The 23,001-nt window shown below is 72.5% G+C and carries 27 protein-coding genes; 11 read left to right on the top strand and 16 right to left on the bottom strand.

What is annotated here, in order from left to right:
• Positions 1 to 4 precede the first annotated feature (4 nt).
• Genes C4J65_RS34315 through C4J65_RS34325 form a run of 3 tightly spaced genes read right to left on the bottom strand, consistent with a single transcriptional unit; the run spans position 5 to position 1,040 of the window.
• A complete protein-coding gene (locus tag C4J65_RS34315) occupies positions 5 to 289 on the bottom strand; it encodes an MGMT family protein (protein WP_115745961.1) in 285 nt (94 codons plus the stop codon).
• Entirely contained in the window at positions 286 to 822 is a 537-nt protein-coding gene (locus tag C4J65_RS34320) for a DUF488 domain-containing protein (protein WP_115745962.1), read from the bottom strand. The genes C4J65_RS34315 and C4J65_RS34320 overlap by 4 nt, the downstream gene beginning before the upstream one ends.
• 8 nt (positions 823 to 830) lie before the next feature.
• Positions 831 to 1,040: a DUF2945 domain-containing protein gene (locus tag C4J65_RS34325; RefSeq protein WP_115745963.1), complete on the bottom strand. Its 210-nt coding sequence runs from the start codon at positions 1,038 to 1,040 to the stop codon at positions 831 to 833.
• Between the two features lie 153 nt (positions 1,041 to 1,193).
• On the opposite strand from C4J65_RS34325, the gene C4J65_RS34330 reads away from it, so the two are divergent.
• Positions 1,194 to 2,141 (top strand): NADP-dependent oxidoreductase, encoded by a 948-nt coding sequence (locus tag C4J65_RS34330; RefSeq protein WP_115745964.1) that lies wholly within the window; start codon positions 1,194 to 1,196, stop codon positions 2,139 to 2,141.
• A 5-nt stretch (positions 2,142 to 2,146) separates the two neighbouring features.
• A complete protein-coding gene (locus C4J65_RS34335; RefSeq protein ID WP_115746776.1) occupies positions 2,147 to 2,743 on the top strand; it encodes an HD domain-containing protein in 597 nt (198 codons plus the stop codon).
• Between the two features lie 44 nt (positions 2,744 to 2,787).
• On the opposite strand, the gene C4J65_RS34340 is transcribed toward C4J65_RS34335, so the two are convergent.
• From C4J65_RS34340 to folE, 4 genes are read right to left on the bottom strand one after another with little or no spacing between them, the layout of a single operon-like run.
• Positions 2,788 to 3,531, bottom strand: a complete 744-nt coding sequence (locus C4J65_RS34340; protein ID WP_115745965.1) for a pyrimidine reductase family protein — start codon at positions 3,529 to 3,531, stop codon at positions 2,788 to 2,790.
• Positions 3,531 to 4,406, bottom strand: coding sequence for a dihydropteroate synthase (folP, locus tag C4J65_RS34345; protein WP_115745966.1), 876 nt, complete (start codon positions 4,404 to 4,406; stop codon positions 3,531 to 3,533). Before folP ends, C4J65_RS34340 begins: the two co-directional genes overlap by 1 nt.
• A gap of 38 nt (positions 4,407 to 4,444) precedes the next feature.
• The gene (locus tag C4J65_RS34350) at positions 4,445 to 5,692 is read right to left on the bottom strand and encodes an FAD-dependent oxidoreductase (RefSeq protein WP_115745967.1); all 1,248 of its coding nucleotides are present in this window, start codon (positions 5,690 to 5,692) and stop codon (positions 4,445 to 4,447) included.
• Between the two features lie 34 nt (positions 5,693 to 5,726).
• Entirely contained in the window at positions 5,727 to 6,341 is a 615-nt protein-coding gene (gene folE, locus C4J65_RS34355) for a GTP cyclohydrolase I FolE (protein WP_115745968.1), read from the bottom strand.
• Positions 6,342 to 6,461: 120 nt separating this feature from the next.
• Here folE and C4J65_RS34360 point away from each other — a divergent pair, with 120 nt between their 5' ends.
• From C4J65_RS34360 to C4J65_RS34370, 3 genes are all read left to right on the top strand, one after another.
• Positions 6,462 to 7,169: a helix-turn-helix domain-containing protein gene (locus C4J65_RS34360; protein ID WP_115745969.1), complete on the top strand. Its 708-nt coding sequence runs from the start codon at positions 6,462 to 6,464 to the stop codon at positions 7,167 to 7,169.
• Between the two features lie 234 nt (positions 7,170 to 7,403).
• Positions 7,404 to 8,102 (top strand): DUF2249 domain-containing protein, encoded by a 699-nt coding sequence (locus tag C4J65_RS34365; protein ID WP_115745970.1) that lies wholly within the window; start codon positions 7,404 to 7,406, stop codon positions 8,100 to 8,102.
• Between the two features lie 51 nt (positions 8,103 to 8,153).
• Positions 8,154 to 8,864 (top strand): helix-turn-helix domain-containing protein, encoded by a 711-nt coding sequence (locus C4J65_RS34370; RefSeq protein ID WP_115745971.1) that lies wholly within the window; start codon positions 8,154 to 8,156, stop codon positions 8,862 to 8,864.
• A gap of 126 nt (positions 8,865 to 8,990) precedes the next feature.
• On the opposite strand, the gene C4J65_RS34375 is transcribed toward C4J65_RS34370, so the two are convergent.
• The 4 genes from C4J65_RS34375 to C4J65_RS34390 form a co-directional block, all read right to left on the bottom strand.
• Entirely contained in the window at positions 8,991 to 10,706 is a 1,716-nt protein-coding gene (locus tag C4J65_RS34375) for a SulP family inorganic anion transporter (RefSeq protein ID WP_115745972.1), read from the bottom strand.
• 166 nt (positions 10,707 to 10,872) lie between these two features.
• The gene (locus tag C4J65_RS34380; protein ID WP_115745973.1) at positions 10,873 to 11,904 is read right to left on the bottom strand and encodes an NAD(P)/FAD-dependent oxidoreductase; all 1,032 of its coding nucleotides are present in this window, start codon (positions 11,902 to 11,904) and stop codon (positions 10,873 to 10,875) included.
• Positions 11,901 to 12,416, bottom strand: coding sequence for an isoprenylcysteine carboxylmethyltransferase family protein (locus C4J65_RS34385; protein ID WP_115745974.1), 516 nt, complete (start codon positions 12,414 to 12,416; stop codon positions 11,901 to 11,903). Before C4J65_RS34385 ends, C4J65_RS34380 begins: the two co-directional genes overlap by 4 nt.
• A 9-nt stretch (positions 12,417 to 12,425) precedes the next feature.
• The gene (locus tag C4J65_RS34390) at positions 12,426 to 13,619 is read right to left on the bottom strand and encodes a 3-oxoacyl-[acyl-carrier-protein] synthase III C-terminal domain-containing protein (protein ID WP_115745975.1); all 1,194 of its coding nucleotides are present in this window, start codon (positions 13,617 to 13,619) and stop codon (positions 12,426 to 12,428) included.
• Positions 13,620 to 13,709: 90 nt separating this feature from the next.
• Here C4J65_RS34390 and C4J65_RS34395 point away from each other — a divergent pair, with 90 nt between their 5' ends.
• The 4 genes from C4J65_RS34395 to C4J65_RS34410 all read left to right on the top strand — a co-directional run bounded on the left by C4J65_RS34395 (position 13,710) and on the right by C4J65_RS34410 (position 16,191).
• Positions 13,710 to 14,516 carry a UbiA family prenyltransferase gene (locus tag C4J65_RS34395; RefSeq protein ID WP_240330667.1) on the top strand — a complete coding sequence of 269 codons (807 nt, stop codon included), beginning with the start codon at positions 13,710 to 13,712 and terminating at the stop codon, positions 14,514 to 14,516.
• Between the two features lie 187 nt (positions 14,517 to 14,703).
• A complete protein-coding gene (locus tag C4J65_RS34400; protein ID WP_115745976.1) occupies positions 14,704 to 15,258 on the top strand; it encodes a hypothetical protein in 555 nt (184 codons plus the stop codon).
• 38 nt (positions 15,259 to 15,296) lie between these two features.
• Positions 15,297 to 15,698: a cupredoxin family copper-binding protein gene (locus C4J65_RS34405; RefSeq protein ID WP_115745977.1), complete on the top strand. Its 402-nt coding sequence runs from the start codon at positions 15,297 to 15,299 to the stop codon at positions 15,696 to 15,698.
• Between the two features lie 43 nt (positions 15,699 to 15,741).
• Positions 15,742 to 16,191, top strand: a complete 450-nt coding sequence (locus C4J65_RS34410) for a hypothetical protein (RefSeq protein ID WP_115745978.1) — start codon at positions 15,742 to 15,744, stop codon at positions 16,189 to 16,191.
• A 189-nt stretch (positions 16,192 to 16,380) separates the two neighbouring features.
• Here C4J65_RS34410 and C4J65_RS34415 read toward each other — a convergent pair whose 3' ends face one another.
• The 4 genes from C4J65_RS34415 to C4J65_RS34430 are packed head-to-tail and all read right to left on the bottom strand — an operon-like array spanning position 16,381 to position 20,216.
• Positions 16,381 to 16,839 (bottom strand): MaoC family dehydratase, encoded by a 459-nt coding sequence (locus C4J65_RS34415; RefSeq protein WP_115745979.1) that lies wholly within the window; start codon positions 16,837 to 16,839, stop codon positions 16,381 to 16,383.
• Entirely contained in the window at positions 16,836 to 18,404 is a 1,569-nt protein-coding gene (locus C4J65_RS34420; RefSeq protein WP_115745980.1) for a long-chain fatty acid--CoA ligase, read from the bottom strand. Before C4J65_RS34420 ends, C4J65_RS34415 begins: the two co-directional genes overlap by 4 nt.
• Before the next feature lie 11 nt (positions 18,405 to 18,415).
• On the bottom strand, positions 18,416 to 19,288 hold the full coding sequence (locus C4J65_RS34425) for an amidohydrolase family protein (RefSeq protein ID WP_275898189.1): 873 nt from the start codon (positions 19,286 to 19,288) through the stop codon (positions 18,416 to 18,418).
• Positions 19,289 to 19,304: 16 nt separating this feature from the next.
• Positions 19,305 to 20,216 (bottom strand): SDR family NAD(P)-dependent oxidoreductase, encoded by a 912-nt coding sequence (locus C4J65_RS34430; RefSeq protein ID WP_115745982.1) that lies wholly within the window; start codon positions 20,214 to 20,216, stop codon positions 19,305 to 19,307.
• Between the two features lie 185 nt (positions 20,217 to 20,401).
• Here C4J65_RS34430 and C4J65_RS34435 point away from each other — a divergent pair, with 185 nt between their 5' ends.
• Positions 20,402 to 20,872 (top strand): MarR family transcriptional regulator, encoded by a 471-nt coding sequence (locus C4J65_RS34435; RefSeq protein ID WP_115745983.1) that lies wholly within the window; start codon positions 20,402 to 20,404, stop codon positions 20,870 to 20,872.
• A gap of 61 nt (positions 20,873 to 20,933) precedes the next feature.
• Here the strand turns inward: C4J65_RS34435 and C4J65_RS34440 are convergent, their stop codons facing one another.
• On the bottom strand, positions 20,934 to 21,938 hold the full coding sequence (locus tag C4J65_RS34440; protein WP_115745984.1) for a PaaX family transcriptional regulator C-terminal domain-containing protein: 1,005 nt from the start codon (positions 21,936 to 21,938) through the stop codon (positions 20,934 to 20,936).
• Positions 21,939 to 22,144: 206 nt separating this feature from the next.
• On the opposite strand from C4J65_RS34440, the gene C4J65_RS34445 reads away from it, so the two are divergent.
• Positions 22,145 to 22,999, top strand: a complete 855-nt coding sequence (locus C4J65_RS34445; RefSeq protein WP_205351113.1) for a transporter substrate-binding domain-containing protein — start codon at positions 22,145 to 22,147, stop codon at positions 22,997 to 22,999.
• The last annotated feature ends 2 nt before the right edge of the window (positions 23,000 to 23,001 follow it).

Here is a 23,001-nt window from a genome sequence, read left to right on the forward strand (position 1 = left end):
GGTGTCACGGCGTCCAGTGGTGGCGGGCACGGGCCATGTCCACTCGCGCCCCGCGCATCGGCGTGCCCTCGTCCCGCAGAAGGAGCGGCGCCCGCCCACCGTGGCAGGAGGGAGGCGTGCCGTCCGCGTAGACGACACGCCACCACGGCACCCCCTCGTCGAGCAGGCTCATGGCGCGACCCGCCTGGCGTGCACCGACACCGGCCCGTCGACCGACGTCACCGTAGGAGGCCACGGCACCCGCGGGGATCGAGCACACCGCATCCCGGACATCGTCGACGAAGGTCACCGCACCTCCGAGTCGGGGGGCGGGTAGGTGAGGCGGCCGTCGCGGAGCCGTGCGTGCTCGTTCAGCACGGCCGGCTTCGTGGCCGTCCGCGACATGATGTGCACGACCTCCACCCCGGCGACCAGCAGGGCGTCAGTGATCAGCCGGCGGTGGCACCGCCACGGCACCGCCTCGCTGCACATGATCGCGGGCCGCTCGTGCCGCGCGATGCGGATCAGCTCGTCGAGGCCCTCGGCGAATTCGTCCCCCGCCATGTAGTCGGCGTAGTCGCGGAACGCCTTTACCCGCCACGCACCATTCTCACTGGGGACCCCCTTGGGGGTGTGTCGCCGACCGCCGAGCCGAGGGAGCCAGCGGTACTCGATGTCGGACGGCAGATTCCGCACGACAGCGGACTGGTTCCACTGGGGATGTTTCCTCGACGAAGGGTAGGAGCGCACATCGACCAGGCAGGTGATGTCATGGCCGCGCAGCATGTCCAGCACCTCGTCGAATTCACGCGTCGAATGCCCGATCGTGTGGACCCGGCTCACCTCGGCCCCTACGCCTTCTTCAGTGCTCCACCCTTGTGCATGGCGACATGGCCGGTCTTGTCGCTCTCAATCTCGTACTGCGGGTCGTCCGCCGAGCAGTGACGTGTGCGGCCCTTGAATTCCACATCGTGGGTGTGCTTCTTGATGACGACGCCCTCGACGTAGCCGGCCTCGGAGTTCCAGCGCACGTGGTCTCCCACGGAAAAATCGTCCGCCATGTGCTCCAGAATCTCACGCGGGCAGGCCGACGGCCATCCGGTGAATGGCTCAGTCCCCCGGGGCCGAAGTGGCCCACACGGACGAAGTGGCGGGAGCATACGGTCGGGGGCACCGTGTGCGTGAGGACCGCCGCTCGACCCCGAGGATCCGCTATGCAAGCCATCTCCGTCCATGACCGTGACGCGGGCACCGAAGGGCTCGCCCTGACGGAAATGCCCTACCCGCACGCCGCCGAGAACGACGTCGTAGTGCGTGTGCATGCCGCCGGCTTCACCCGCGGGGAACTCACCTGGCCGGGTACGTGGACCGATCGCGCCGGCCGCGACCGCACACCGAGTGTGCCCGGGCACGAGCTGTCAGGGGTGGTCGAGGAGTTGGGGTACGGCACCACCGGACTCACCGTCGGCCAGCGGGTGTTCGGGCTGGCCGACTGGACGCGCAACGGATCGCTGGCCGAGTACACCGCGGTGGAGGCACGCAACCTGGCCCCGCTTCCCGCCGACGTCGACCACACCGTGGCCGCCGCGCTGCCCGTCTCGGGGCTGACCGCGTGGCAGGGGCTGTTCGACCACGGCCGGCTCGCGCCGGGGCAGACGGTCCTGATCCACGGCGCCGCCGGCAGCGTCGGTTCGATCGCGGTCCAACTCGCCCGCGAGGCGGGTGCCCGGGTGGTCGCCACCGGTCGTGCCGCCGACCGGGACACCGCTCTCGGCCTGGGCGCCGAGGTCTTCCTGGACCTCCAGTCGGACCGGCTGGAGGACGCGGGCGAGGCCGACGTCGTGTTCGACGTCATCGGCGGCGAGATCCTGGACCGCTCGGCCGCCCTGGTACGTCCCGGCGGAACCCTCGTCACCATCGCCGCGCCCCCGGTCGTCAGGCCGGAGAACGGGCGGGCGGTCTTCTTCGTCGTCGAATCCGACCGGGTCAGGCTCGGCGACCTCGCGCAGCGGGTGAGGGACGGGCGGCTCACGGTGTCCGTCGGGGAGGTGCGCCCGCTTGCCGAGGCACCCGCCGCCTTCGCGTCCGGCCGGGGCAGGCACGGCAGGACGATCATCCGCGTCGTGACCGGGGGACCCGACGAGGCGGCGGGCCTCCGGTGACCCGGATGTCGCTCGACGCCCTGCCCGTGCCCGGCAGCCCGGCATCGGCCGCCGCCCTGGACGTCGCGACCGCCTATCTTCCGCCCGCACTGCTCAACCACTCGCTGCGCGCCTATGTGTGGGCGGCCGCCCGCGGCACGGCGGACGGCCTCTCGTTCGACGCGGAACTCCTCTACGTGGCCGCGCTCCACCACGACATCGGGCTGGTCCCGGCGTTCGACAGCCACACCGTCGCGTTCGAGGAGGCCGGCGGCCACGTCGCCCGCGTCTTCGCGGCGGGCGCCGGGTGGCCGGCGGAGCGCCGCGAGCGCCTGGCGGAGGTGATCGTCCGTCATATGGCGCCGCAGGTGGATGCCGCCACGGACCCCGAGGGACATCTGCTGGCCCGCGCCACCGCGACCGAGATCGTCGGCAGGGACGCGGACGACTACCCGCCCCGTTTCCGCGACGAGGTGCTGGCACGCTACCCCCGGCTGGACCTCACCGAGCGGTTCCTGGCGTGCTTCGAGGCCCAGGCCGCCCGCAAACCCGGCAGCGCCGCGGGAGGTGCGGTGCGGTCCGGACTCGCCGGCCGGATGGCCTCCAACCCGCTCGGCCCCTGAGCCCGGCTCATGTTCCCCGAACCGGGCCCGTGGGCCGTACCGGTTCAGCGCGACGCCGTGAGGTAGCGCAGCAGCAGGGTGTCGTCCTCGGCGAGTGCGGTGGCCAGACGCAGGCCGGTGGGTGGGACGGGTGGCCCGGTGGCGATCCGGCCGGCCGGGCCCGCGGTCAGCAGCGGGGAGACGGTCAGACGGAGTTCGTCGACCAGCCCGGCGGCGGTCAGTGCCCCGAACAGGCGGGGTCCGCCTTCGCAGTCGATGCGCCGCAGCCCCCGCCGGGTGAGTGCCGAGACCGCGGCGGCCAGGTCGACGGTGTCCTCGCCCGCGTAGACGACCTCCGCCCCGGCCTCCTGCCAGGCCCGACGTGTGGGCTCGGGTACCGAAGCGCAGGTGAGGACGATGGTCGGGACGCGCGCCCGGGTGATGACGGGGGCGTCGGCGGACAGTGTTCCGCCGGTGCTCACGACGGCCGTCGGCGGGACGTCGGCCAGGCCGTGGCGGCGCCGGCGGTCGAGGGTCTGCCGGTCGGGGTGGACGCCGCGGAAGCCCTCGACCACGGCCGTGGTGGCGCCGATCAGCAGGACGTCGGCGAGGTCGCTGCCGAGTTGCAGCACCTTGCGGTCGGGCGGGGTCGACAGGGGCCTGGCCAGGCCGCCGACTTCCACGGCCCCGTCGGCGCTGGCGACGAAGTTTACGGCGAGCCAGCGCTCACGGTCCGGGTAGGTGTAGAGGCGTTCCAGTTCGTCGTCGTCGATGGGCCGGGCCTGTTCGGCGGGCCAGATCAGGTGCATCAGGCGATCCAGGTACTCGTACGGGCGGGAGGACGGGTGCCGTTGATGCCCGCGGCCATCTCGACGACGTGCCGGGTGGGCAGGACCTCGTGGGCCCGGAAGACTGCGGCGCCGTCCCTGGCGGCGATGGCTGTCGCCGCCAGGGTGCCGGCCAGCCGGTCCCGCAGTTCCACATCCAGCATCTCGCCCACGAAGGTCTTGTTGGACAGTGCCATCAGGACCGGCCACCCGGTCTCGGTGAACTCGCGGAGGCTGCGGAGCAGGAGGAGGTGGTCGGCGGTGTTCTTGCCGTAGCCGGTGGCGTCGATGAGGATGCCGCCGCGGGGCACGCCGGCGGCTTCGGCCCGCTCCGCCAGCTCGACGACGGAGGTGCGGACGGCGGCCACCACGTCGGGGTAGTCGGGCCGGAAGGGCTCGGCGCGGGGGGTGCGGCCGCCGGTGTGCGTGCACACGTAGCCGGCACCGTGGTCGGCGGCCACCTCGATCAGTTTCGGGTCGGCGGCGGCCCAGGCGTCGTTGAGGATGTCCGCTCCGGCCCGGCAGGCGGCGTCGCCGACCTCGTGGCGCCAGGTGTCGATACTGATCAGCAGATCGGGGTAGCGGTCGCGGGCCCATTCCACCAGCGGAACGACACGGGCGACTTCTTCGGTGGTCGTGACGTCCTCCCCCGGACTGGCCGCGACTCCGCCGAGGTCGATCATGTCGGCGCCCTCGGTGACGGCCCGGGCGATGGCGGACCGGGCCGCCTCGGCGGCGAAGGTGGCACCCCGGTCGTAGAACGAGTCCGGTGTGCGATTGACGATCGCCATCACCAGGGGACGGTCGCCGACGACGCGGCGGCCGCGGAACTCCAGGTCGACTGCTGTGGTGGGCATGGTGTGTGCGGCTCCTGTCGTCGGCCGGTCGAGGGCGCTCATCGTTGCGGTGGTGCGTCGCCGGTGGCGAGCGCGTCGAGGTCTGCCTCGGTGAGCTGCCGGGCGGACACCCGTGCCCGGGTGCCGACCAGGGCGGTGAGCGCGTCGCCGTGGTCCCAGGAGTTGACGTTGAGGGCGGCGGTGATCCGCCCGTCGCGCAGCCAGAAGGCGAGGAACTCGCGGGTGGCCGGGTCGCCGCGCAGGACCAGTTCGTCGTGGACGGGGTCGGCGAGGCCGCGGTACTCGCAGCCGAGGTCGTACTGGTCGGAGAAGAAGTACGGGTCGGCGCTGTAGGCGTCGTGGCCGCCGAGGAGGCTGCCCGCCACGTGGGCGCCCTGCTCCTTGGCGTTGGACCAGTGCTCGACGCGTACGCGTCCCTCGTGGCGCGGGTGGTCGTGGGCGGCGATGTCGCCGGCCGCGTAGACGTCGGGGGCCGAGGTGCGCAGTGCGGCGTCGGTGGCGACCGCGCCCGCCGCGAGGTCCAGCCCCGCGGCTGCGGCGAGTTCGGTGCGGGGCAGGGCGCCGACTCCGACGACCACCACGTCGGCGGGCAGTTCGCTGCCGTCGTCCAGGAGCACCGTCCGGCCGTCGCGGCGGACCGCTGTGCCGGTCGCCCCGACGCCCAGGCGCAGGGTGACGCCGTGGTCGGCGTGCAGGTCGCGGAAGACCGCTCCGACCTGGTCGCCGAGGACGTGCCGCAGTGGCAACGGCACGGGGTCGACCATGGTCACCCGTGCGCCGTGGGCGCGGGCCGCGGAAGCGACCTCGCAGCCGATCCATCCGGCGCCGACGATCACCACACGGGCTCCGTCGGTCAGCTTCTCGCGCAGGGCCAGGGCGTCGTCGAGGGTGCGCAGCGTGTGCACCCCCGGACCCTCGAAACCGGGCGGGACGCGAGGGCGGGAACCGGTCGCCAGCAGCAGCCGGTCGTATCCGTGGGTCGCACCGTCGGCGTCGACGATCTCGTGGTCGGACGGTTTCAGAGCGGCGACGACGGTGTCACGGCGCAGGGTGATGCCGTGGTCCCCGTAGTACCCGGCCTCGCGCACCCAGTCCGGCTCGTCCCGCTCGCCCAGCAGGACCGCCTTGGACAGTGGGGGGAGTTCGTACGGGTCGTGGGCCTGCTCGGCGAACAGGGTGAGGTCTCCGTCGAACCCCTGCTCGCGCAGGGCGGCGGCGGCCGACGCGCCGGCCAGGCCGGCGCCCACGATCAGGATCCGCCGGGGCGTGCGCTGCGGTGTGCTCATGACTGCCTCCCAATGGGGCTGGTGCGTTGCTGTGCTACCGCTGTACGCCGGTGAGGGCGAGGAACTCCTGCCGGGACGCCGCGTCGTCGCGCAGCGTTCCGAGCAGGGTGGAGGTGACGGTTCTCGATCCGGTGGCCCGCACTCCGCGCAGGGTCATGCAGGTGTGTTCGGCTTCGACGACGACCCCGACTCCCCGGGGCTGCAACTGTTCGGCGAGGCGGTCCACGATCTGTTTGGTCAGCCGTTCCTGCACCTGGGGACGGCAGGCGTAGTGCTCCACCACCCGGGCCAGCTTCGACAGCCCGAGGATCCGTGCGCCGGGCAGGTAGCCGACGTGTGCCACCCCAACGAAGGGCAGCATGTGGTGCTGGCAGACCGAACGCAGGGGGATGTCGCGGGCCAGGACGAGTTCGTCGTAGCCCTCGTCGTTGGGGAACGTGGTCATCCGGAAGGGGCGCGCGTTGAGCAGTTCGGCGTAGCCGCGGGCCATCCGGCCGGGCGTGTCCCGCGTGCCCTCGCTGTCCACCACCACCCCGAGCGCCTCCAGGAACTCCCGGGCGGCCCGCTCGGCGGCCTCCAGGTCGGGCCCGGTGACCTCGTCGGGCCCGGTGAGATCCTCGATCACCTGCAGTGCGGCTGTGGCAGTCATATCCACGGACCCTCCTGTGCCATGTGCACGGCCCTCTGTGTATCGACAAGTTCTGTTGTTTTTACAGGCTGGCCACCTCGCCGAAGGTTTGTCAAATCTCATTGGTGTTACATTGGGAATGTGGGTACGAACGAGGACCGTGACAGGGACGCCATCAGCGAGCTGAGCAGCCTGGACGATCCGGTGCGGCGTCGGCTGTACGACTACGTGCGGACCTGCGACGAAGCCGTCAGCCGGGAGGACGCCGCGAAGGCGGCGGGGATCAGCCGCACGCTGGCGGCCTATCACCTGGACAAGCTGGCCGAGGCGGGCCTGCTGACCGTTGGCTACGCGCGGGCGGCCGGGCGCGGTGGCCCGGGAGCGGGCCGCCCCGCCAAGCGCTACACGCGAACGGACCAGGAGCTGTCGGTCAGCGTGCCGCCCCGCGACTACGGTCTGCTGGCCGGGGTGCTGGCCGAGGCCGTCGCCGCGGACGGCTCCGGGGCGGTGCGGGAGGCCGTGGCCGCCGCCGCGCACGCGGCGGGCAGGTCGGCCGGCGGCGAGGACCTGACTTCGGCGCTGCGTGGCTGCGGCTACGAGCCCGCGACCACCGCCGAGGGAAGCATCGACCTGCGCAACTGCCCCTTCCACCGGCTCGCTCGCGAGCACACGGAACTGGTGTGCTGGCTGAACCTGCACCTGGTACGGGGCGTGCTCGAAGCCGGCGGACAACAGCCCGGCCGTGCGGTGCTCGCACCCCGCCCCGGCCGCTGCTGCGTGGTCGTCGACCCGCCCGAGCAGGAGTCCGAAGCCGCCGCGGCACGACAACCGCACCGGGACGCTCGGTAGTCCCCGCGTCCCAGGGCCCGCGCGGACGAAGTCGACGCCGGCCGGCCGAGGTACGAGAAGGCCTGGGGGTCTTCGCCCTGACGAAGCGCTGACGCCGCCCGTGCTTCCTGCTTCTCGCTTCCCGCTTCCTGCTTCTCGCATCTCGCCGAGCAATTTTTACGACAGTGCATGTAATAATTGGCGGCGGTATCCGCGGGGGCAGACCGCCCCGGCCGGGACGAAGAGGGATCACGCATGGCACCCGCTGCAGACGTGTACATCCAGGCGACCGACACCGACCCGGACATCCGGGCCCAGGCCGTCATCGAGGAAGCCCACCGGAAGGTCCTGGAACGGCTGAGCGCGCTCACCGGGCCCGGAGCCGCCGCGGAGTCCGCCGCCGCGGTGGCCGGACAGGTGCGCGTCCTCGGGGCGGCTACCGACCGGACGCTGTACGCCGCCGCCTCCGGCGCTGCCGGGACGCGGCTCCTGGTCCGGGCGCTCCGCGCGGCGGCCGACGCGATCGGCCGGCACGCCGACTCCCTGACCGCCGCGACGGACGACGGCGAACGCTCCGGCACGGCCCGCGTTCTCGAAGCGATGCTCACCGTTCACCTCGGCATCGAGCGTGCGGTGCTGCTGCCCGCTCTGGCGGCCCTGCCCGGAGTGGACCTGTCCGCCCTCGCCGGCGACTTCGCCACCGTCCTGGCGGGCGGCCGACTGGAAGATCCGGCGGTCGTCGATGTGCGCGAGATCCCGCACGGCCAGCGTCACCCGCGCATCTTCACCCGCTTCGCCCGTCTGGCGGCCGAAGAGAGCTTCGTCCTGGTCAACAACCACGACCCCAAGCCGCTGCGCCGCGAGTTCGAGGCCACCCACCCAGGCCGCTTCACCTGGGAGTACGTCGAGTCCGGGCCCGAGCGGTGGCAGGTGCGCATCACCCGGGTGGCATAGACGGCGGGTTTTTCCTCGTTTCTACGATGAGTGCCGGGTAAAATCCACGAAATGAGCGAACGGACGCTGCACGATCCGCCGGGCCCTCCCGCCGTGGGGGAGAGCCGCGCCCAGGTACTCGACATACTGCGCGCCACACGCGACGCGGTCGGTGTACGGGAGATCGCCGAGCGCACGGGACTGCACTCCAACACCGCGCGCTTCCACCTCGACACCCTGGTCAAGGAGGGGTTCGCCGAGCGCACCACCGAGGGAAGCGGCCGCCCCGGCAGACCCCGGGTCGTCTACCGCTCCGTGGCCTCCTCCGCGGAACCGACCGGTCCCCGCAGCTATCAGCTGCTCGCCCGGATGCTCACCGGCCTCATCACCGAGGCCCTGTCCCAACCTGCGCAGGCCGCCGTCGGCGCCGGGGAGGCGTGGGGCCGCTACCTCGTCGACACCCCCTCGCCCGCCCGGCGCATCGACGCCGAGGAGGCGGTCCGGCGGCTGACCCAGGTGCTCACGGACGTCGGCTTCGCCCCCGGCCCCGTCGAACACCGTCCGGACCCGGTCGTCCCGCTGCGTCACTGCCCGTTCCGGGAGGTCGCCGAAGAACACCGCGACACGGTGTGCTCCCTGCATCTGGGCCTCATGCGTGGCGCCCTGAAGGAAGTGCGCGCCCCGCTCGGCGTCGACCGGCTCGACCCCTTCGTCGAGCCGTCACTGTGCCTGGCCCATCTCGCACCCGCGGACGAACACCGGGCGGCGGACCGCGCCGCCTGAGTGTCCACGACCCGCGGACACCGGGGCGGCGTCATCGCCGTCGTGGAGCGAGTGGGCCCGGGCCGGACGGTCTTCGGGGCGGGCGTCCTCGTCGTCGTGGCGCCGGCCGTTCTCGGCCTGCGCCGGTCACACCGCTTGTTCCGTCTCCGTAGCAGCGGTCCCGGACACCTGGGCGGGTCGCGGGGGCAACAGTCCGGCGCCCTCCAGGTGCGTACGCGCACCCCGGATCGCCTCCGGCGTGGTCACGTACTCGCGCCCCGCCGGGCGGAGGAGATCCAGCGCGCCGACCGAGTCGAGCACGCGGCGCTGGCCGGAACGGATACCGGAGGCCATGACGACGATGCCGCGCCGGTTCAGCTTTTCCACGACGTCCTTCAGGACCAGGGCGCCGGTGGCGTCGACGGTGGTCACCCTCGACATGCGCAGGATGACCACCTGGACGTCGGAGGCCTCGGCCAGCTCCAGCAGGAAGCGGTGGGCCGCGGCGAAGAAGAGGGGCCCGTCGATGCGGTAGGCCACGATGTGCTCGGCCAGCAGGGCGTGCTCCTCGGCACTGTGGTCCCCGCGGTCGAGCGGCACCTGATCCAGACGGGCCTGCTTGGCGACCGCCCGCAGCGCCAGCGCTCCCGCGACCACGAGGCCGATGACCACCGCGTAGACGAGGTCCAGCGCGAGAGTGGCCACCGCGGTGAGCACCAGGATCAGCGCGTCCGAGCGTGTGGCCCGGGCCATGGCCCGCAGCGAGCCGACCTCGATCATGCGGACCGCGGTGGCCAGCAGGACACCGGCGAGCGCGGCGAGCGGAATCCGGGACACGAGCGGCGCGAGGGTGAAGACGATCACCGCCAGAACGACGGCGTGGGTGAACGACGAGAGCCGGGAGCTCGCGCCCGCACGCACGTTGACGGCGGTGCGGGCGATGGCTCCGGTCGCGGGAACTCCGCCGAACAGGGGTGCGGCGATGTTCGCCAGCCCCTGCCCGAACAGCTCGCGGTCGGGGTCGTGCCGCTGGCCGACTGTCATGCCGTCGGCGACGGACGCCGACAGCAGCGACTCCAGGGCGGCCAGCGCCGCCACCGCCACGGCGGGAGTGAGCAGCGAACCGAGTGCGGACAGGTCCAGGAAGGCCAGTGAGGGTGCCGGCAGACCGGACGGGAGGTCGCCGATCGGCCGGGCGCCGTCCAGACCCGCGAACCGGGCGACCGCCGTGGCGGCGATCACCGCGAGGATCGAGAAGGGGACCTTCGGCCACCGGCGGGCACCGAGCAGCATGACGGCGGCGACCGAGAGGGCGAGCGCAACCGCGGTCCAGTTCGGGTGCTGCGCGAACTCCCGCAGGGCGCGCCAGGCGACGACCAGCACCCGCTCGCCCTCGGGCTTGGCCACGCCCAGCGCGTCCGGGAGCTGTTGCAGGGCGATCACGCAGGCGATGCCGAGGGTGAACCCCTCCACCACCGGCGCGGGCACGTACCGCATGTACGTGCCGGCCCGGAGCGCCGCCAGCGCGACGAGCAGCACGCCCGCCATCAGCCCCACGGCGAGAACCCCGGACGGCCCGTGCTCGGCCACGATGGGCACAAGGACCACCGTCATGGCGCCCGTCGGCCCGGAGACCTGGAGGTTCGAACCGCCGAACACGGCGGCCAGGGCGCCCGCGACCACCGCGGTCGCCAGCCCCGCCTCGGCGCCGAGTCCGGAGGAGATCCCGAAGCCCAGAGCGAGTGGCAGTGCCACGATCGCCACCGTCAGCCCGGCCAGCAGATCCCTGCGCGGGCTTCGGCGCAGCTGCGCCACATCGGTACGCCTGGGCAGCAGCTCCCAGAGCCGAGCGCCTGCCGACACGAACGCCTCCCTCGTCGGGGCCCGCGGCTACCGGCGGGCCCAGCCAATGAAGGATCTAATGAATTGCAAAGTTTCGCAATTTCGCATGTCGTGGACCGGGCTGCGCGGGGCCGGAGCCGGGGCCGGGGCTGGGGCCCGCAGACGTGCGGCACGGGGCCGGAACGGCTCAGGCCAGCGCGTTCACCGCGGCCGAGAACACGCGGGGCAGACGAGCGGCGGCGGGCATGATGCGGGGAGCGAGCGCGGGCTGGAGGCGGGCCCGCAGCAGCAGTTCGGTCAGCAGCCGGTGCCGGCGGGTCGCTCTGCGCCAGTCGGTCTCGTAATGGCCGGGCGTGCCCCGGCGCAGGTTGGCGACCAGGGCCTCGGCGCCGACGAGGGCGAGGGCGACGCCCTCACCGGTCAGGGCATCGACGTAGCCGGCGGCGTCGCCGACGAACAGGATCCTGCCGTGGGCCCGGGTGCGGGCCCGCTGCCGCAGGGGTCCGGCGCCCCGCACCGAGGTGACGGCCCGGTCCGGCGACAGGCGGGCCGCCAGAGTGGGAAAGCCCTCCAGCTGGGTGGTGAAGGAGGCGCGCCGGGTGGTCAGCACGGCGATGCCGACGAGCCGGGGGCCGATCGGGGTGACGTACGCCTCCGCGTCGCTGCCCCAGTGCACTTCGACGTACGGCGACCAGGGCGCCACCGCGTAGTGCCGGCGCAGCCCGTAGCGGGGTGCGCCGCGGGTTTCCACCTCCAGACCGAGCGAACGGCGCACACGTGAGTGCAAGCCGTCCGCCGCGACCAGCCACCGGGAGCGCAGCCCCGTCCCGGGCACGCTCACGCCCGCGTGGTCCTGCCGCACCTCTCCCACGCGCAGCGGCAGCACGGGCACGCCGGCCGCCAGCACGGCGCGGTGCAGCACGCCGTGCAGGTCGGTGCGGCGGACGCCCATGCCGGGGCCGTGGCGGAAGGCGGCCTGGACCCGGCGAGCGCCCTGGACGTACCGGATGCCGCTGACGGGGACGCCGGGGACCTCCAGGCCGAGCGCGGCGAGCGAGCGGACCGCGCCCGGCATCAGCCCCTCGCCGCACGCCTTGTCGACCGGCGCCGGGCGCGGCTCGACGACGACCGTGTCCAGACCGGCGCGCGCCGCGTGCAGGGCGGTGGCGAGACCGGCGGGCCCGCCCCCGACGATCACCAGGTCGTGGCGGGCACTCACGCGGGCGCCGCCTGGGCGAGGGCCGTGTTCTCACAGCGCAGGCGGACGGTGAGCAGCATCGCGTTGGCCGCGGTGAAGGCGGCCGCGGTCAGCCACGCGGAATGCACCAGGGGCAGGGCCGCCACCTCCACCACCACCGCGACGTAGTTGGGGTGCCGCAGGAAGCGGTACGGTCCGGCACCGACCGGCCGCGCTCCCGGAACGACGATCACCCGGGTGTTCCAGAAGGGCCCGAGCGTCGCGATGCACCACCAGCGCACGGCCTGCGCCAGGAGCGCGAGGGCCAGCATGGGCCACCCAAGGGCGGGCAGGAACGGGCGGTCGGCCAGCAGGGGTTCGAGCAGACAGCACGCGAGCAGCCCGGTGTGCAGGGCGACCATCACGGGGTAGTGGCCACGGCCGTGCTCCACTCCGGCGCGGGCGAGCGTCCACGCCGCGTTGCGGCGGGCGACGACGAGTTCGGCCACGCGTTCGGCGGCGACGGCGAGGACGAGAAGCGTGTACCACGGCATGAGAGCACCTCACCAGCGCAGCAGGACGAGTTCGGAGCAGAACCCCGGGCCCATCGCCAGGAGCAGTCCCCAGGTGCCGGACTCCGGTGTACGTCGGGCCCGGATGCCCTCCAGGATGTGCAGCACGGACACGGACGACATGTTCCCCACCGCGGCGAGGGAGCGCCGTGAGGCGTCCAGGGCGTCCTCGGACAGGCCGAGGGTCTCGCTCACCGCCGACAGGATCCGAGGGCCTCCGGGGTGGCAGATCCAGGTTCCGATGTCGTCCACGGTCAGCTCGTGCTCGGCCAGGAACGCGCGCAGCTGCCGGCCGAAGTGGCCCCGGACGATGTCCGGGACACCGGCGTCGATCACGACGCGGAAGCCGTCGGCGCCGATCTCCCATCCGAGGAGCTGCTCGGTACCCGGGTACAGGTGACTGCGCGTGGCGACCACGCGGGGACCGGCGGAGGGTGCGACCGTTGCGCTGCTGCTGCTGCTGCTGCTGCCGCCGCCGTCGGTGTTGTCGCCGCGGGCGACGAGTGCGGCGGCGCCGTCGCCGAAGAGCGCCCCGGCCACGAGGTTGGCACGCGAGCCGTCACCGCGCTGGAGCGTCAGCGAGCACAGCTCCACGGTGAGCAGCACGGCGGTGTCGTCGGGGTGCCCGCGGAGGTGGTCGTGCACCCGGGCGAGACCGGCGGCGCCCGCGACGCAGCCGAGCCCGAACAGCGGAAGCCGCTTGACGTCGGGTCGCAGCCCCATGCGCCCGGCCAGCCGGGCGTCGAGCGACGGAGCGGCCACGCCCGTGATCGAGGCGAACACCAGCAGGTCGACGTCGGCCGGTGCCAGCCCCGCCTCCCGCAGCGCGCCCGAGAGGGCCTCCTCGCCCAGGGCGAGACCCGCCTCGATCCACGCGTCGTTGCTCTGCCCGAAGTCACCGAGCCCGGCGTACTGCTCGATCGGCAGGGCGAGGTGACGCGTACGCACCCCCGCGGACGCGTGCACGCGGTGCAGCAGGGCGCGGTCCGCCCCGGGGGACAGGCACAGGTCGCCGATGGGCCCGGTGAGCTCGTGCTGGGCGTACCGGTGCGGGGGCAGCGCGCAGCGCACGGCGGCGATACGGGGACCCGCCTCCCACGGCGGCGTCGGGCGCCGCGCGGGGGAAGGGGGAGGCGACGGGGAGGGAGCATGGTCGACGATCACGGGGACACGCATGTCGTCCATGCCTTCCTCGGCCGCCGGTCCCACTACCGTGCGTACGTGTCACTCCACCCGTCTGGGGTTCTCCCGCGCCCGTCGAGCAGAGTCGTGGCGCTGCTGCGGGCCTGCCATCCGGAACCGACGATCGCCGTCACCGTCTTCGTGTCGGTCCTGGCGGTCGGAGCCGGCCGCGGGCCGGCCGGGTCGGCGGCCGTGGCCCTCGCCGTACTCGCCGGCCAGCTCTCGATCGGTTGGTGCAACGACGCGGTCGACGCACGGCGCGACACGGCCTGCCGACGCGGTGACAAACCGGTGGGCACCGGGGAGCTTCCGCGTGCCGCTGCCGCCGCCGCGGCGGGCACGGCCCTGGTCCTGTGCGTACCCCTGTCCCTGGTCTGCGGGCTCGCCGCGGGAGCGGCCCACCTCGTGGGGGTGGCCGCCGGCTGGGCGTACAACCTGCGGCTGAAGCGGACGGTCCTCTCGCCGCTGCCGTACGCCGTGGGCTTCGCCTCCCTGCCGGCCTTCGTCGCCCTCGGTCCGCCCCTGTCGGCCTGGCCCGCCTGGTGGGCGATGACCGCGGGAGCCCTGCTGGGCGTGGGGGCCCACCTGGCGAATGTGCTTCCGGACATCGAGGACGACCTCGCCACGGGGGTGCGCGGGCTGCCCCAGCGGCTGCACCGCTCGGCGTGCCGCCGGCTGGCGCCGGTCGTGATGTCGGCCGCCGTGGGAGTGCTCGTCGTGGGACCGCCCGGCGCGGCCGGAGTCATGGACCGGGTGCTGACGGGGGCGGCGGTGGTCGCCGCCGTGGCGGGCACGGCCGTGCGGTCGGGAGCCCGCAGCCGGTGGCCGTTCCGGGCGGCCATCGTGGTGGCCGGCATCGCGGTGACGCAACTGCTGCTGCACGCTCCCGACATGAGCTGAGCGCGGGTTCCGAACCGGGGCCCCGGCCGCTCTCGAACGTGCCGGCGGCAGCGTGCGCCGTCGGCCGCACTCCGAACAGACGCGGTGCGTTGGTCGGTTCGCCGGTCCTGAGGTGCACTGAGACCGGTGGCCCCGCAGTGGGGCCGTGTGCCGCCCGCGAGGCGGCCCGACGGTCGAGGAGACCCTCATGAAACGCATCAGGACAGTCACCGCGCTGGCCGCGGCGCTGCTGATCGCCGGCGCGGCGGCCGGGTGCTCGGACGACGGTGGCGCAGGCAGCGCCGGCGGTACGGAGACCCGCAACGCCGCGGACGCACCGGACACCGACGTCGTACCGGCCGCGACCTCGTCGAGCGCCCCCGCGGTCGACGTCAAGGACGGCACCTACGGGAAGACGCTCGTCGACGAGAAGGGCCGGACCCTCTACCTCTTCGAGAAGGACTCGAAGGACAAGTCGAAGTGCGACGACGACTGTGCCAAGGCGTGGCCACCGTTCACGGTCAAGTCGACCCCGACCGCGGGCAAGGGGGTGAAGAAGGACCTGCTCAAGACCACCAAGCGGGACGACGGCTCCGAACAGGTGACGTACAACGGGCACCCGCTCTACCGGTTCGCCGACGACCAGAAGCCCGGTGACACCAACGGGCAGGACGTCGACGCCTTCGGCGCCAAGTGGTTCGTCGTCGACCCCGACGGCGACAAGATCACCACCAAGCCCAAGACCGGCGACGGCGGCTACTGACCTTCGGCCCGACCGGCCCATCAGCGCTCGGAGACTCCATGCCGTTCCCGTTCCCCACCCGTGCCGCGCGACTCGCCGCGGCCGGCGCCTGCGCGCTCGCCCTGACCACCCTCGTCGGATGTTCCGACGGGGGAGGCGGTGGCGGCGACGGTGCGACCGAGTCGGCCACCCGCTCCTCCGCGAGCGGCGGGACGCAGATCACGATCAAGGACTTCAAGTTCCAGCCCGCCTCCCTGACCGTCTCTCCCGGAGCGAAGGTCACCGTCGTCAACAAGGACTCGACCACGCACACCGTGACGGCGTCCAAGGGCGGATCCTTCGACACCGGAGACATCGCCCCCGGCAAGAGCGCCACCTTCACGGCACCGTCCACGGCGGGCGACTTCCCCTACACCTGCACGATCCACCCGTTCATGAAGGGCACGCTCACCGTCGAGTGAGCCCGGCCGGCGGCCCGGCCGGCCGCGAGAACGGAGACCTGCCATGTCATCACAGCCCACCGCTCCACCCCCGCGCCGAGGCGGCGCCGGCCAGGTCGTACGGGGTGCCGTGCGGGTGCTCGCCGCGGCCGGTCTCGCCGTGGACGCGTACCTGCACGCGCACCTCGCCGACCGCTACGACGCCATCGCGTCGAGTGTCGGCCAGGGCACCCTCTTCCGCCTCGAGGCGGCCCTCGCGGCACTGGCCGCCCTGCTCGTCCTCCTCTGGCGCCGCTTCCCCGGAGACCTCTTCGCCGCGTCGGTGGCGGTCGGCGGACTCGCCCTGCTGCTCGTGTACCGCTACGTGGACGTCGGCGAACTGGGGCCGATCCCGGACATGTACGAGCCGATCTGGTACGGCCAGAAGGAGGCCACCGCAGTCGCCCAGGCCGTCGCCGCGCTCGCCACGCTGTACCTGCTGCTCGTCCGCCCCCGAAGCGGTCGCGGCAACTGAGCCCGCGGGCACACCGCCGGACACCCGCCCGCGGGGGGTGTTGAGGACGAGCTTTCGGGCCGGACCGGAAGTCGGCTGCCCGTGCGCGGGAACCCTGTGCCCGTTGACGTGCTCGTACGCGTTGCCGCTCGGGCGGGCATCGGCCCCGGCCGTCCGGCGGGACGACCGGGGGCGCCGCGGCCTCGCCGGTCAGGCGTAGTGCCGGTACACCGCCCGTGCCACGCAGGCCGGCTTCTCGCTGCCCTCGACCTCCACGGTGAAGGTCAGCGCCATCTGCACCCCGTTGCCCTTGACCGCGTCGACCGAGTCGACCGCGCCGTGCAGGCGGATCTTCGCGCCGACCGGCACGGGGCTCGGGAAGCGCACCTTCTCCAGGCCGTAGTTGACGCTCATGGAGATGCCGGAGATCTCCAGCAGGTCGCCGAACATCGGGATGATCAGGGACAGGGTGAGGTAGCCGTGGGCGATGGGGCCGCCGAAGGGGCCGTGCTGGGCCTTCTCCGGGTCGGTGTGGATCCACTGGTGGTCGTCGGTGGCGTCGGCGAAGGTGTTCACGCGATCCTGCGTGATCTCGAGCCAGTCGGTACGGCCGAGGTCGCGGCCGGCGAGGGAGACGATGCCTTCGAGGCCCTGGGCGGTGGTGGTCACGGGGTGCTGCCTTTCCACGGGGTCGGGTTGGTGGGTTCGGGGGAGGGGGCCGGACGGGCCTCGCGCACTGCCGATTTGATGATCTTGCCGGAGGCCGTCCGGGGCAGTTCCGCGGCGAAGGCGACGGTCTTCGGGATCTTGTACTTGGCGAGCCGGCCCCGCAGATGCGCGAGGATCCCGGGCCCGTCGGCGAGGCGGCCGGCCGCCAGGACGACGACGGCGTGACCGACCTCGCCCCAGACCTCGTCCGGCACGCCGACGACGGCGCACTCGCGCACCGCCGGGTGACCCATCAGGGCGTCCTCCACTTCGGCCGGGTACACGTTCTCCCCGCCGGAGACGAACATGTCCTTGACCCGGTCGACGATGTAGGCGTAGCCGTCCTCGTCCGTGCGGGCGACGTCGCCCGTGCGCAGCCATCCGTCGTCGGTGAAGGCCGCGGCGGTGTCCTCGGGGCGGCCCCAGTAGCCGGACATCACGTGGGGTCCCTGGACGAGGACCTCGCCGCGCTGCCCGGGCTCTGCGGAACTGCCGTCGGCGAGGGCGACCCGGGTGTCGGTGAAGAAGTGCGGGACGCCCGCCGAACCCGCCTTGGCCGAAGTCTGTTCCCGGTCCAGGAAGAGCACGCCGGGGGATGCCTCGGTCATGCCGTATCCCTGGCTGAAGGCCAGGCCGCGGGCGAGGTACCGCTCGATGGTGCGTGCCGGGACGGGTGACCCGCCGCAGGTCACGGTGCGCAGGCTGGACAGGTCGGTCGTCCGCCAGCGCGGATGGGCGGCCATCGCGTCGTACATCGTCGGCACACCGAACATGTACGTCACGCGCCTGCGCTCGACGACCTCCAGCACCGTCCCCGGGTCGAAGGCCTCCAGCAGCACGACCCGGCCCCCCTTGAGCAGGGTCGGCAGGCAGGTCATGTTGAGCCCGGCGGTGTGGAACAGCGGGGCGACGACCAGGGTGACCTCGTCACCGGTCAGGTCGGTGTCGACGAGGACGTTGACGCTGTTCCAGGTGATGTTGGCGTGCGAGAGCACCGCGCCCTTGGGGCGGCCCGTCGTCCCGGAGGTGTACATGATGAGGCAGGGATCGTCCGGGGCGACCGGCTCGTCCAGTGGACCGGCGTCACTGCCCGCCAGCAGGTCCTCGTAGCCGCGGGCCTCACCGTCCGGCGTGCCGAGGGTGATGCGGTGCCGGACTCCGCCGTCCGCGGCGGCCGCGGCGGCCGTCCCGGCCTGCGCGGCGCCGTGGACCAGCACCGTACTGCCCGAGTCCCGGAGGCTGTATGCCAACTCGGGTGCTGTCAGGCGGGTGTTGAGCGGCACGAACACGGCACCGAGGGCACCCGCCGCGAACAGGGTCTCCAGGAAGGCCGGGTGGTTGGGGCCCAGGTGGGCGACCCGGTCGCCGCGGGCGACGCCGAGGGCGCGCAGCCCGTGCGCCAGACGCAGGACCCGTTCGTGCAGCAGGCGGTAGGTGATCTCGGCGTCCCGGTGGACCAGGGCCGTGCGCCCGGGGGTCTTGCGTGCCCGGCGGGCGGGCCAGGAGCCGATGCCTTGGTTCAACACGGCGTCCTCCCTCAGTCCTTGACCAGGCCGAGCAGGCGGGCGGCGTTGTCCTTGAGGATCCTGGGCCGGACCTCGGGTTTGATGTCGAGCCTCTCGAAGTCGGCCAGCCAGCGGTCCGGGGTGATGACCGGGTAGTCGGAGCCGAACAGCACCTTGTCCTTGAGCAGCGTGTTGGCGTACCGCACCAGCTGCGGAGGGAAGTACTTCGGGGACCAGCCCGACAGGTCGATGTGGACGTAGGGCTTGTGCGTGGCGACGGCGAGGGCCTCGTCCTGCCAGGGGAAGGACGGGTGCGCCAGGATGATCCGCAGTTCGGGGAAGTCCACGGCCACGTCGTCGACGAGCATGGGGTTGGAGTACTTCAGCCGGATGCCGCCGCCCCCGGGCACTCCGGCGCCGATCCCGGTCTGCCCGGTGTGGAACAGTGCGGGCACACCGAGTTCCTCGATGACCTCGTAGAGCGGGTAGGCCATCCGGTCGTTCGGGGCGAACGCCTGGATGCTGGGGTGGAACTTGAAGCCGCGTACCCCGTACTCCTCGACCAGGCGGCGTGCCTCGCGTACGCCCGCGCGGCCCTTGTGCGGGTCGACACTGGCGAACGGGACGAGCACGTCGGCGTGGGCGGCGCAGTTCTCGGCGACCTCCCCGTTGGCGATGCGCGGATGGCCGGTGGCGTGTTCGGCGTCCACGGTGAACACCACGGCGGCCATGTGCCGTTCCCGGTAGTACGCGGCCATCTCGTCGATGGACGGCTGCCGGTGGCCGTGCGCCTTGAAGTACTCCTCGGAGGCCCCGAAGAGCTCGGGACTCAGGGCGCCGTGACCGGTGCGGGAGATCTCCGCGTGGGTGTGGACGTCGATGGCGGTCAGGGCGTCGACATCGATGACCGGATCGCTCATGTCAGGCCTCCGGTGCCTTGGGAGCGGGGATGCCGAACGTCTCGGGGGCGGCGCCGACGCCGTCGTGCCAGCGCTCGCCGATCGCGTCGGCGCTCCAGCCGCCGTCGGCGAAGGCGACCGCCGCCTCCTTGGGGTGGGCCCACAGGGCCAGCCGGTCGCCGCCGATGCCGATGGCCTGCCCGGTGACGTCCTTGGCGGTGTCCGAGGCGAGGAAGGTGATCAGACCGGCCACGTCCTCGACGGTGCCCAGTCCCTCGTCCTTGCGCAGCCAGTCCGGCAGGGGCGCGCCGGTGCGCTCGGCCTCCTCGATGACCGGGGCGAAGGCCGGGATGGTCTTGGTCATCTCGGTGGCGGCGACGGGGACGACCGCGTTGACGGTGATGCCCGCCCGGGCCAGCTCGAGTGCCCAGGTCCGGGCCATCGCCACGATGCCGGCCTTGGCGGCGGCGTAGTTGGTCTGGCCGAAGTTGCCGCGCTGGCCGGCGGGGGAGGAGATCAGGATCAGCCGTCCGCCCTCACCCTGCTCGCGCATCCGCACCGCCGCGGCCCGGGCGCAGGTGAAGGTGCCGCGCAGGTGGACCTTGACCACGGAGTCGAAGTCGTCGTCCGTCATCTTCCACAGCACCCGGTCGCGGAGGATGCCGGCGTTGGTGACGAGGACGTCCAGCCGGCCGAACTCGCGCACCGCCGCCTCGGTGAGCTGTTCGGCGGCCTCGCCGTCGCCCACGGCGGCCACGACGCCGGTGGCCCTGCCGCCGGCCGCGGTGATGGCGCCGACCGCCTCGTCGACCACCTCGGCGTCGACGTCGTTGACCACGACGGCGGCGCCCGCGGCGGCCAGGGCCCGGGCGTAGGCGAGTCCCAGTCCGCGTCCGCTCCCGGTGACGACGGCGACCTTGCCCTGCAGATCCATGACAGTGCCTCTTCCTGATGGCGGTGGGATTCCTGTGGAGCGGTGCGGCAGACCGGCCCGGCACCCACGATTGATCGACAGGAATCCTGTCGGTTGGCTTCAGTGTTCTCTTTTAACAGGAATCCTGTCAATGGCTTAGGGTGGTCCACCGTGAGACACGGATCGGCAGTCGGTGGAGGCACAGGATGACGCGCACGCGAACGCCGGACCGGCCCGCGGAGGAGGCCGGATCCGAGACCGGAGCGGGGCCGTCGCTGCTCTACCTGCTCAAGCGGACCGAGCTCGTGGTCCGCGCGCGCCTGGAGGACGTGCTCAAGCCCGCCGGTGTCACCGCGCTGCAGTACACGGCGCTGACCGTGCTGGAACGCCACGACGGCATCTCCGCCGCGCAGTTGGCCCGCGACTCGTTCGTGACGGCGCAGTCCATGGCGGACATGGTGCGCGCGCTGGAGAACCGGGGTCTGGTGCGACGCGAGCCGAACCCGTCGAACCGGCGGGAGAAGGTGATCCTGCTCGCGGACGCCGGACGACGGCTGCTCGCGGACTACGCCGAACCGGCCCGGCTCCTGGAGCGGCGCATGGTGGCGGAGCTCGGCCCCGCCGACGTCCAGCGCTTCCGTGACGCCCTGAAGAGCGCGCACCGCGCGCTGTCCTGACCGAGCCGGGTGACTCGCGGCGCGGGTGACGTGTGGCCGGGCCCGGGTCCGGCTGCCCGGTTCAGGACTTCGAGTGCGTCACCTCGTCCAGCCGCCGGGCCGCCGCCGCCTGCTCGAACGGGGTGTCCCCGTGCGCCCTGCGGTCGCCCAGTGAGGCGTACAGGTCGGCTATGGCCGCGGAGTCGTGATGGGAGACCAGTTCTGCCAGAGCGGGTGAGACCGTGCCGAGGATCTGCCGGAACCGCAGCTCGGCCAGGGGGCCCAGGCGGTCGTAGATCTCCAGGAAGACCTGCTGGGCACGCGGCCGGTCCCAGTCGGACGGCAGCAGCTCGGCCGGCAGGTCCGGGTCGGTCTCGGGGAACCGCCGCCAGGCCACCCGGAGTTCGGTGCGGGTGCGCAGTGCCTCGGCCGGACTGATCAGGCCCGCCGCGAGGCTTTGCAGCACCGGCTCGTAGCGTTCGGTGAAGGCGCGGTACTCCTTGCTCAGCGACGTCAGGTCGAACGCCGAGACCGGGTCGCCCCGGCGAGTGCCGGGCACCGCCGCGCAGCGCAGTACGGTCGCCGTCTCGATGCCGAGTTCCCGCAGCAGTGCCTGCGCGTCGGCGCCGAGGTCGTGGGGTGACACCCATACGCCGTCGTACAGCGCGGCGAACCGCAGCAGCCGCAGCCGGGAGCGGAGCGCGGTGCGAAGACCGCGGGCCTGCTCGGGGACGGAAAACGCGACGACCGTCCACTGTCCGTCCCACTCGGGCGCGGTCGTGCCGAAGGTCAGCATCCGGTGCGTGCGTTCGACGATCACCTCGGAGGTGCGCGCCGGGATCCCGTACGCCGTGGTGCGTCCGCTGCGGGAGGTGTCCAGGAGCCCGCGGGTCGCCAGCCGGCGCATCGCGGCTCTGGCGCCGTCGGACGTCACGTCGAAGTCGGCGAGCAGTCTCACCAGGGCTGTGGCGGGGATGTGTTCGTCGCGCCAGTACCAGAAGTCGCCCAGCAGGGACGTCAGCAGGAGCTGGGGCTCCGCCCCGTTCTGAGCCCGGGGCAGCTCGGCCTTCGGCAGGTCCTTCCCCATGGCACCTCGGTTCCCTCAGGGGTCTTCGCGTCGCGTCGAAGTATCGCACGACTCTTGTCATAGGCGACACCTCGTGCGACGCTCGGCATCGATACCGACAATGACGCGGATCTCCTCCCATGCAAGGGAACACCTTCATGCGTAACTTTCGAGGCCACCGTCGGTGGCGAACATGTTGCACCCTCACGACCGCGCTCGTCTCCGCCGTGGCACTCGCCGGCTGCGCCGCGGACGAGGAGGACGGCGTCTCCAAGCCCTCCATTCCCGAGGTGACCGCGCTCCACGACGCACTGCCGCAGTCGGTCAGGGACTCGGGTGTCCTGCGGTTCGCGGGTGACTCGCACCCGCCCTTCCGCTCGGTGGGCGCCGACGGCTCCGTGACGGGCATCGACCAGGACCTGCAGGAAGCACTCGGGCAGGTACTCGGAGTACGCACCGAGATCAAGATCGTGAACAACCTCCCCGCCGCGCTCCAGGGCATGCTCAGCGGACGCTACAACGGCTTCAACGGGCCCGTGCAGGCCACCGTCGAACGCGAGCGCCAGTTCGACACCATCACCTGGATGACCAGCCGCACCTCCTACGTCGTGCCCAGGACCGGCAAGACCCGGATCTCCTCCGCCGCCGACCTGTGCGGAAAGCAGGTCGCCGTGGTGAAGTCGAGCGTCGTCGAGAGTCAGCTGGCCAAGCTGTCCGCGTACTGCACCGACCAGGGCAAGCAGGCCACCAGGTCGATCGGACTCGACGACACCAACGCCACCCTCCTCGCCGCCCAGTCCGGCCGCGCCGACGCCGCCGGGATGACCCAGGCCGCCGCCATCGACGTCACCGGGTCCCAGTCGGAGAAGTACGACTACGTCACCCAGACCGAGGAGCAGGGCGCCACCACCGACAACCTCGCCCTCCTCGTGCCCAAGGAGAGCAAGCTCGGCCCGGTGATCCAGAAGGCCTTCCAGAAGCTCGTCGACGACGGTGAGTACCGACGCGTCATGGAGCACTGGGGACTGAAGGACGTGATGGTCGACAAACCCGTCCTCAACATCGCCAGCAAAGAGAGCTGAAC

This window comes from Streptomyces sp. CB09001 (assembly GCF_003369795.1).
Taxonomy (GTDB): Bacteria; Actinomycetota; Actinomycetes; order Streptomycetales; family Streptomycetaceae; genus Streptomyces.

Coding starts and splice junctions, on each gene's coding strand:
- C4J65_RS34325 (WP_115745963.1), bottom strand. CDS start 1,040: ATGGCGGACGATTTTTCCGTGGGAGACCACGTGCGCTGGAACTCCGAG.
- C4J65_RS34330 (WP_115745964.1), top strand. CDS start 1,194: ATGCAAGCCATCTCCGTCCATGACCGTGACGCGGGCACCGAAGGGCTC.
- C4J65_RS34335 (WP_115746776.1), top strand. CDS start 2,147: ATGTCGCTCGACGCCCTGCCCGTGCCCGGCAGCCCGGCATCGGCCGCC.
- C4J65_RS34340 (WP_115745965.1), bottom strand. CDS start 3,531: ATGCACCTGATCTGGCCCGCCGAACAGGCCCGGCCCATCGACGACGAC.
- folP (WP_115745966.1), bottom strand. CDS start 4,406: ATGCCCACCACAGCAGTCGACCTGGAGTTCCGCGGCCGCCGCGTCGTC.
- C4J65_RS34350 (WP_115745967.1), bottom strand. CDS start 5,692: ATGAGCACACCGCAGCGCACGCCCCGGCGGATCCTGATCGTGGGCGCC.
- folE (WP_115745968.1), bottom strand. CDS start 6,341: ATGACTGCCACAGCCGCACTGCAGGTGATCGAGGATCTCACCGGGCCC.
- C4J65_RS34365 (WP_115745970.1), top strand. CDS start 7,404: ATGGCACCCGCTGCAGACGTGTACATCCAGGCGACCGACACCGACCCG.
- C4J65_RS34370 (WP_115745971.1), top strand. CDS start 8,154: ATGAGCGAACGGACGCTGCACGATCCGCCGGGCCCTCCCGCCGTGGGG.
- C4J65_RS34385 (WP_115745974.1), bottom strand. CDS start 12,416: ATGCCGTGGTACACGCTTCTCGTCCTCGCCGTCGCCGCCGAACGCGTG.
- C4J65_RS34390 (WP_115745975.1), bottom strand. CDS start 13,619: ATGGACGACATGCGTGTCCCCGTGATCGTCGACCATGCTCCCTCCCCG.
- C4J65_RS34400 (WP_115745976.1), top strand. CDS start 14,704: ATGAAACGCATCAGGACAGTCACCGCGCTGGCCGCGGCGCTGCTGATC.
- C4J65_RS34405 (WP_115745977.1), top strand. CDS start 15,297: ATGCCGTTCCCGTTCCCCACCCGTGCCGCGCGACTCGCCGCGGCCGGC.
- C4J65_RS34410 (WP_115745978.1), top strand. CDS start 15,742: ATGTCATCACAGCCCACCGCTCCACCCCCGCGCCGAGGCGGCGCCGGC.
- C4J65_RS34430 (WP_115745982.1), bottom strand. CDS start 20,216: ATGGATCTGCAGGGCAAGGTCGCCGTCGTCACCGGGAGCGGACGCGGA.
- C4J65_RS34435 (WP_115745983.1), top strand. CDS start 20,402: ATGACGCGCACGCGAACGCCGGACCGGCCCGCGGAGGAGGCCGGATCC.
- C4J65_RS34440 (WP_115745984.1), bottom strand. CDS start 21,938: ATGGGGAAGGACCTGCCGAAGGCCGAGCTGCCCCGGGCTCAGAACGGG.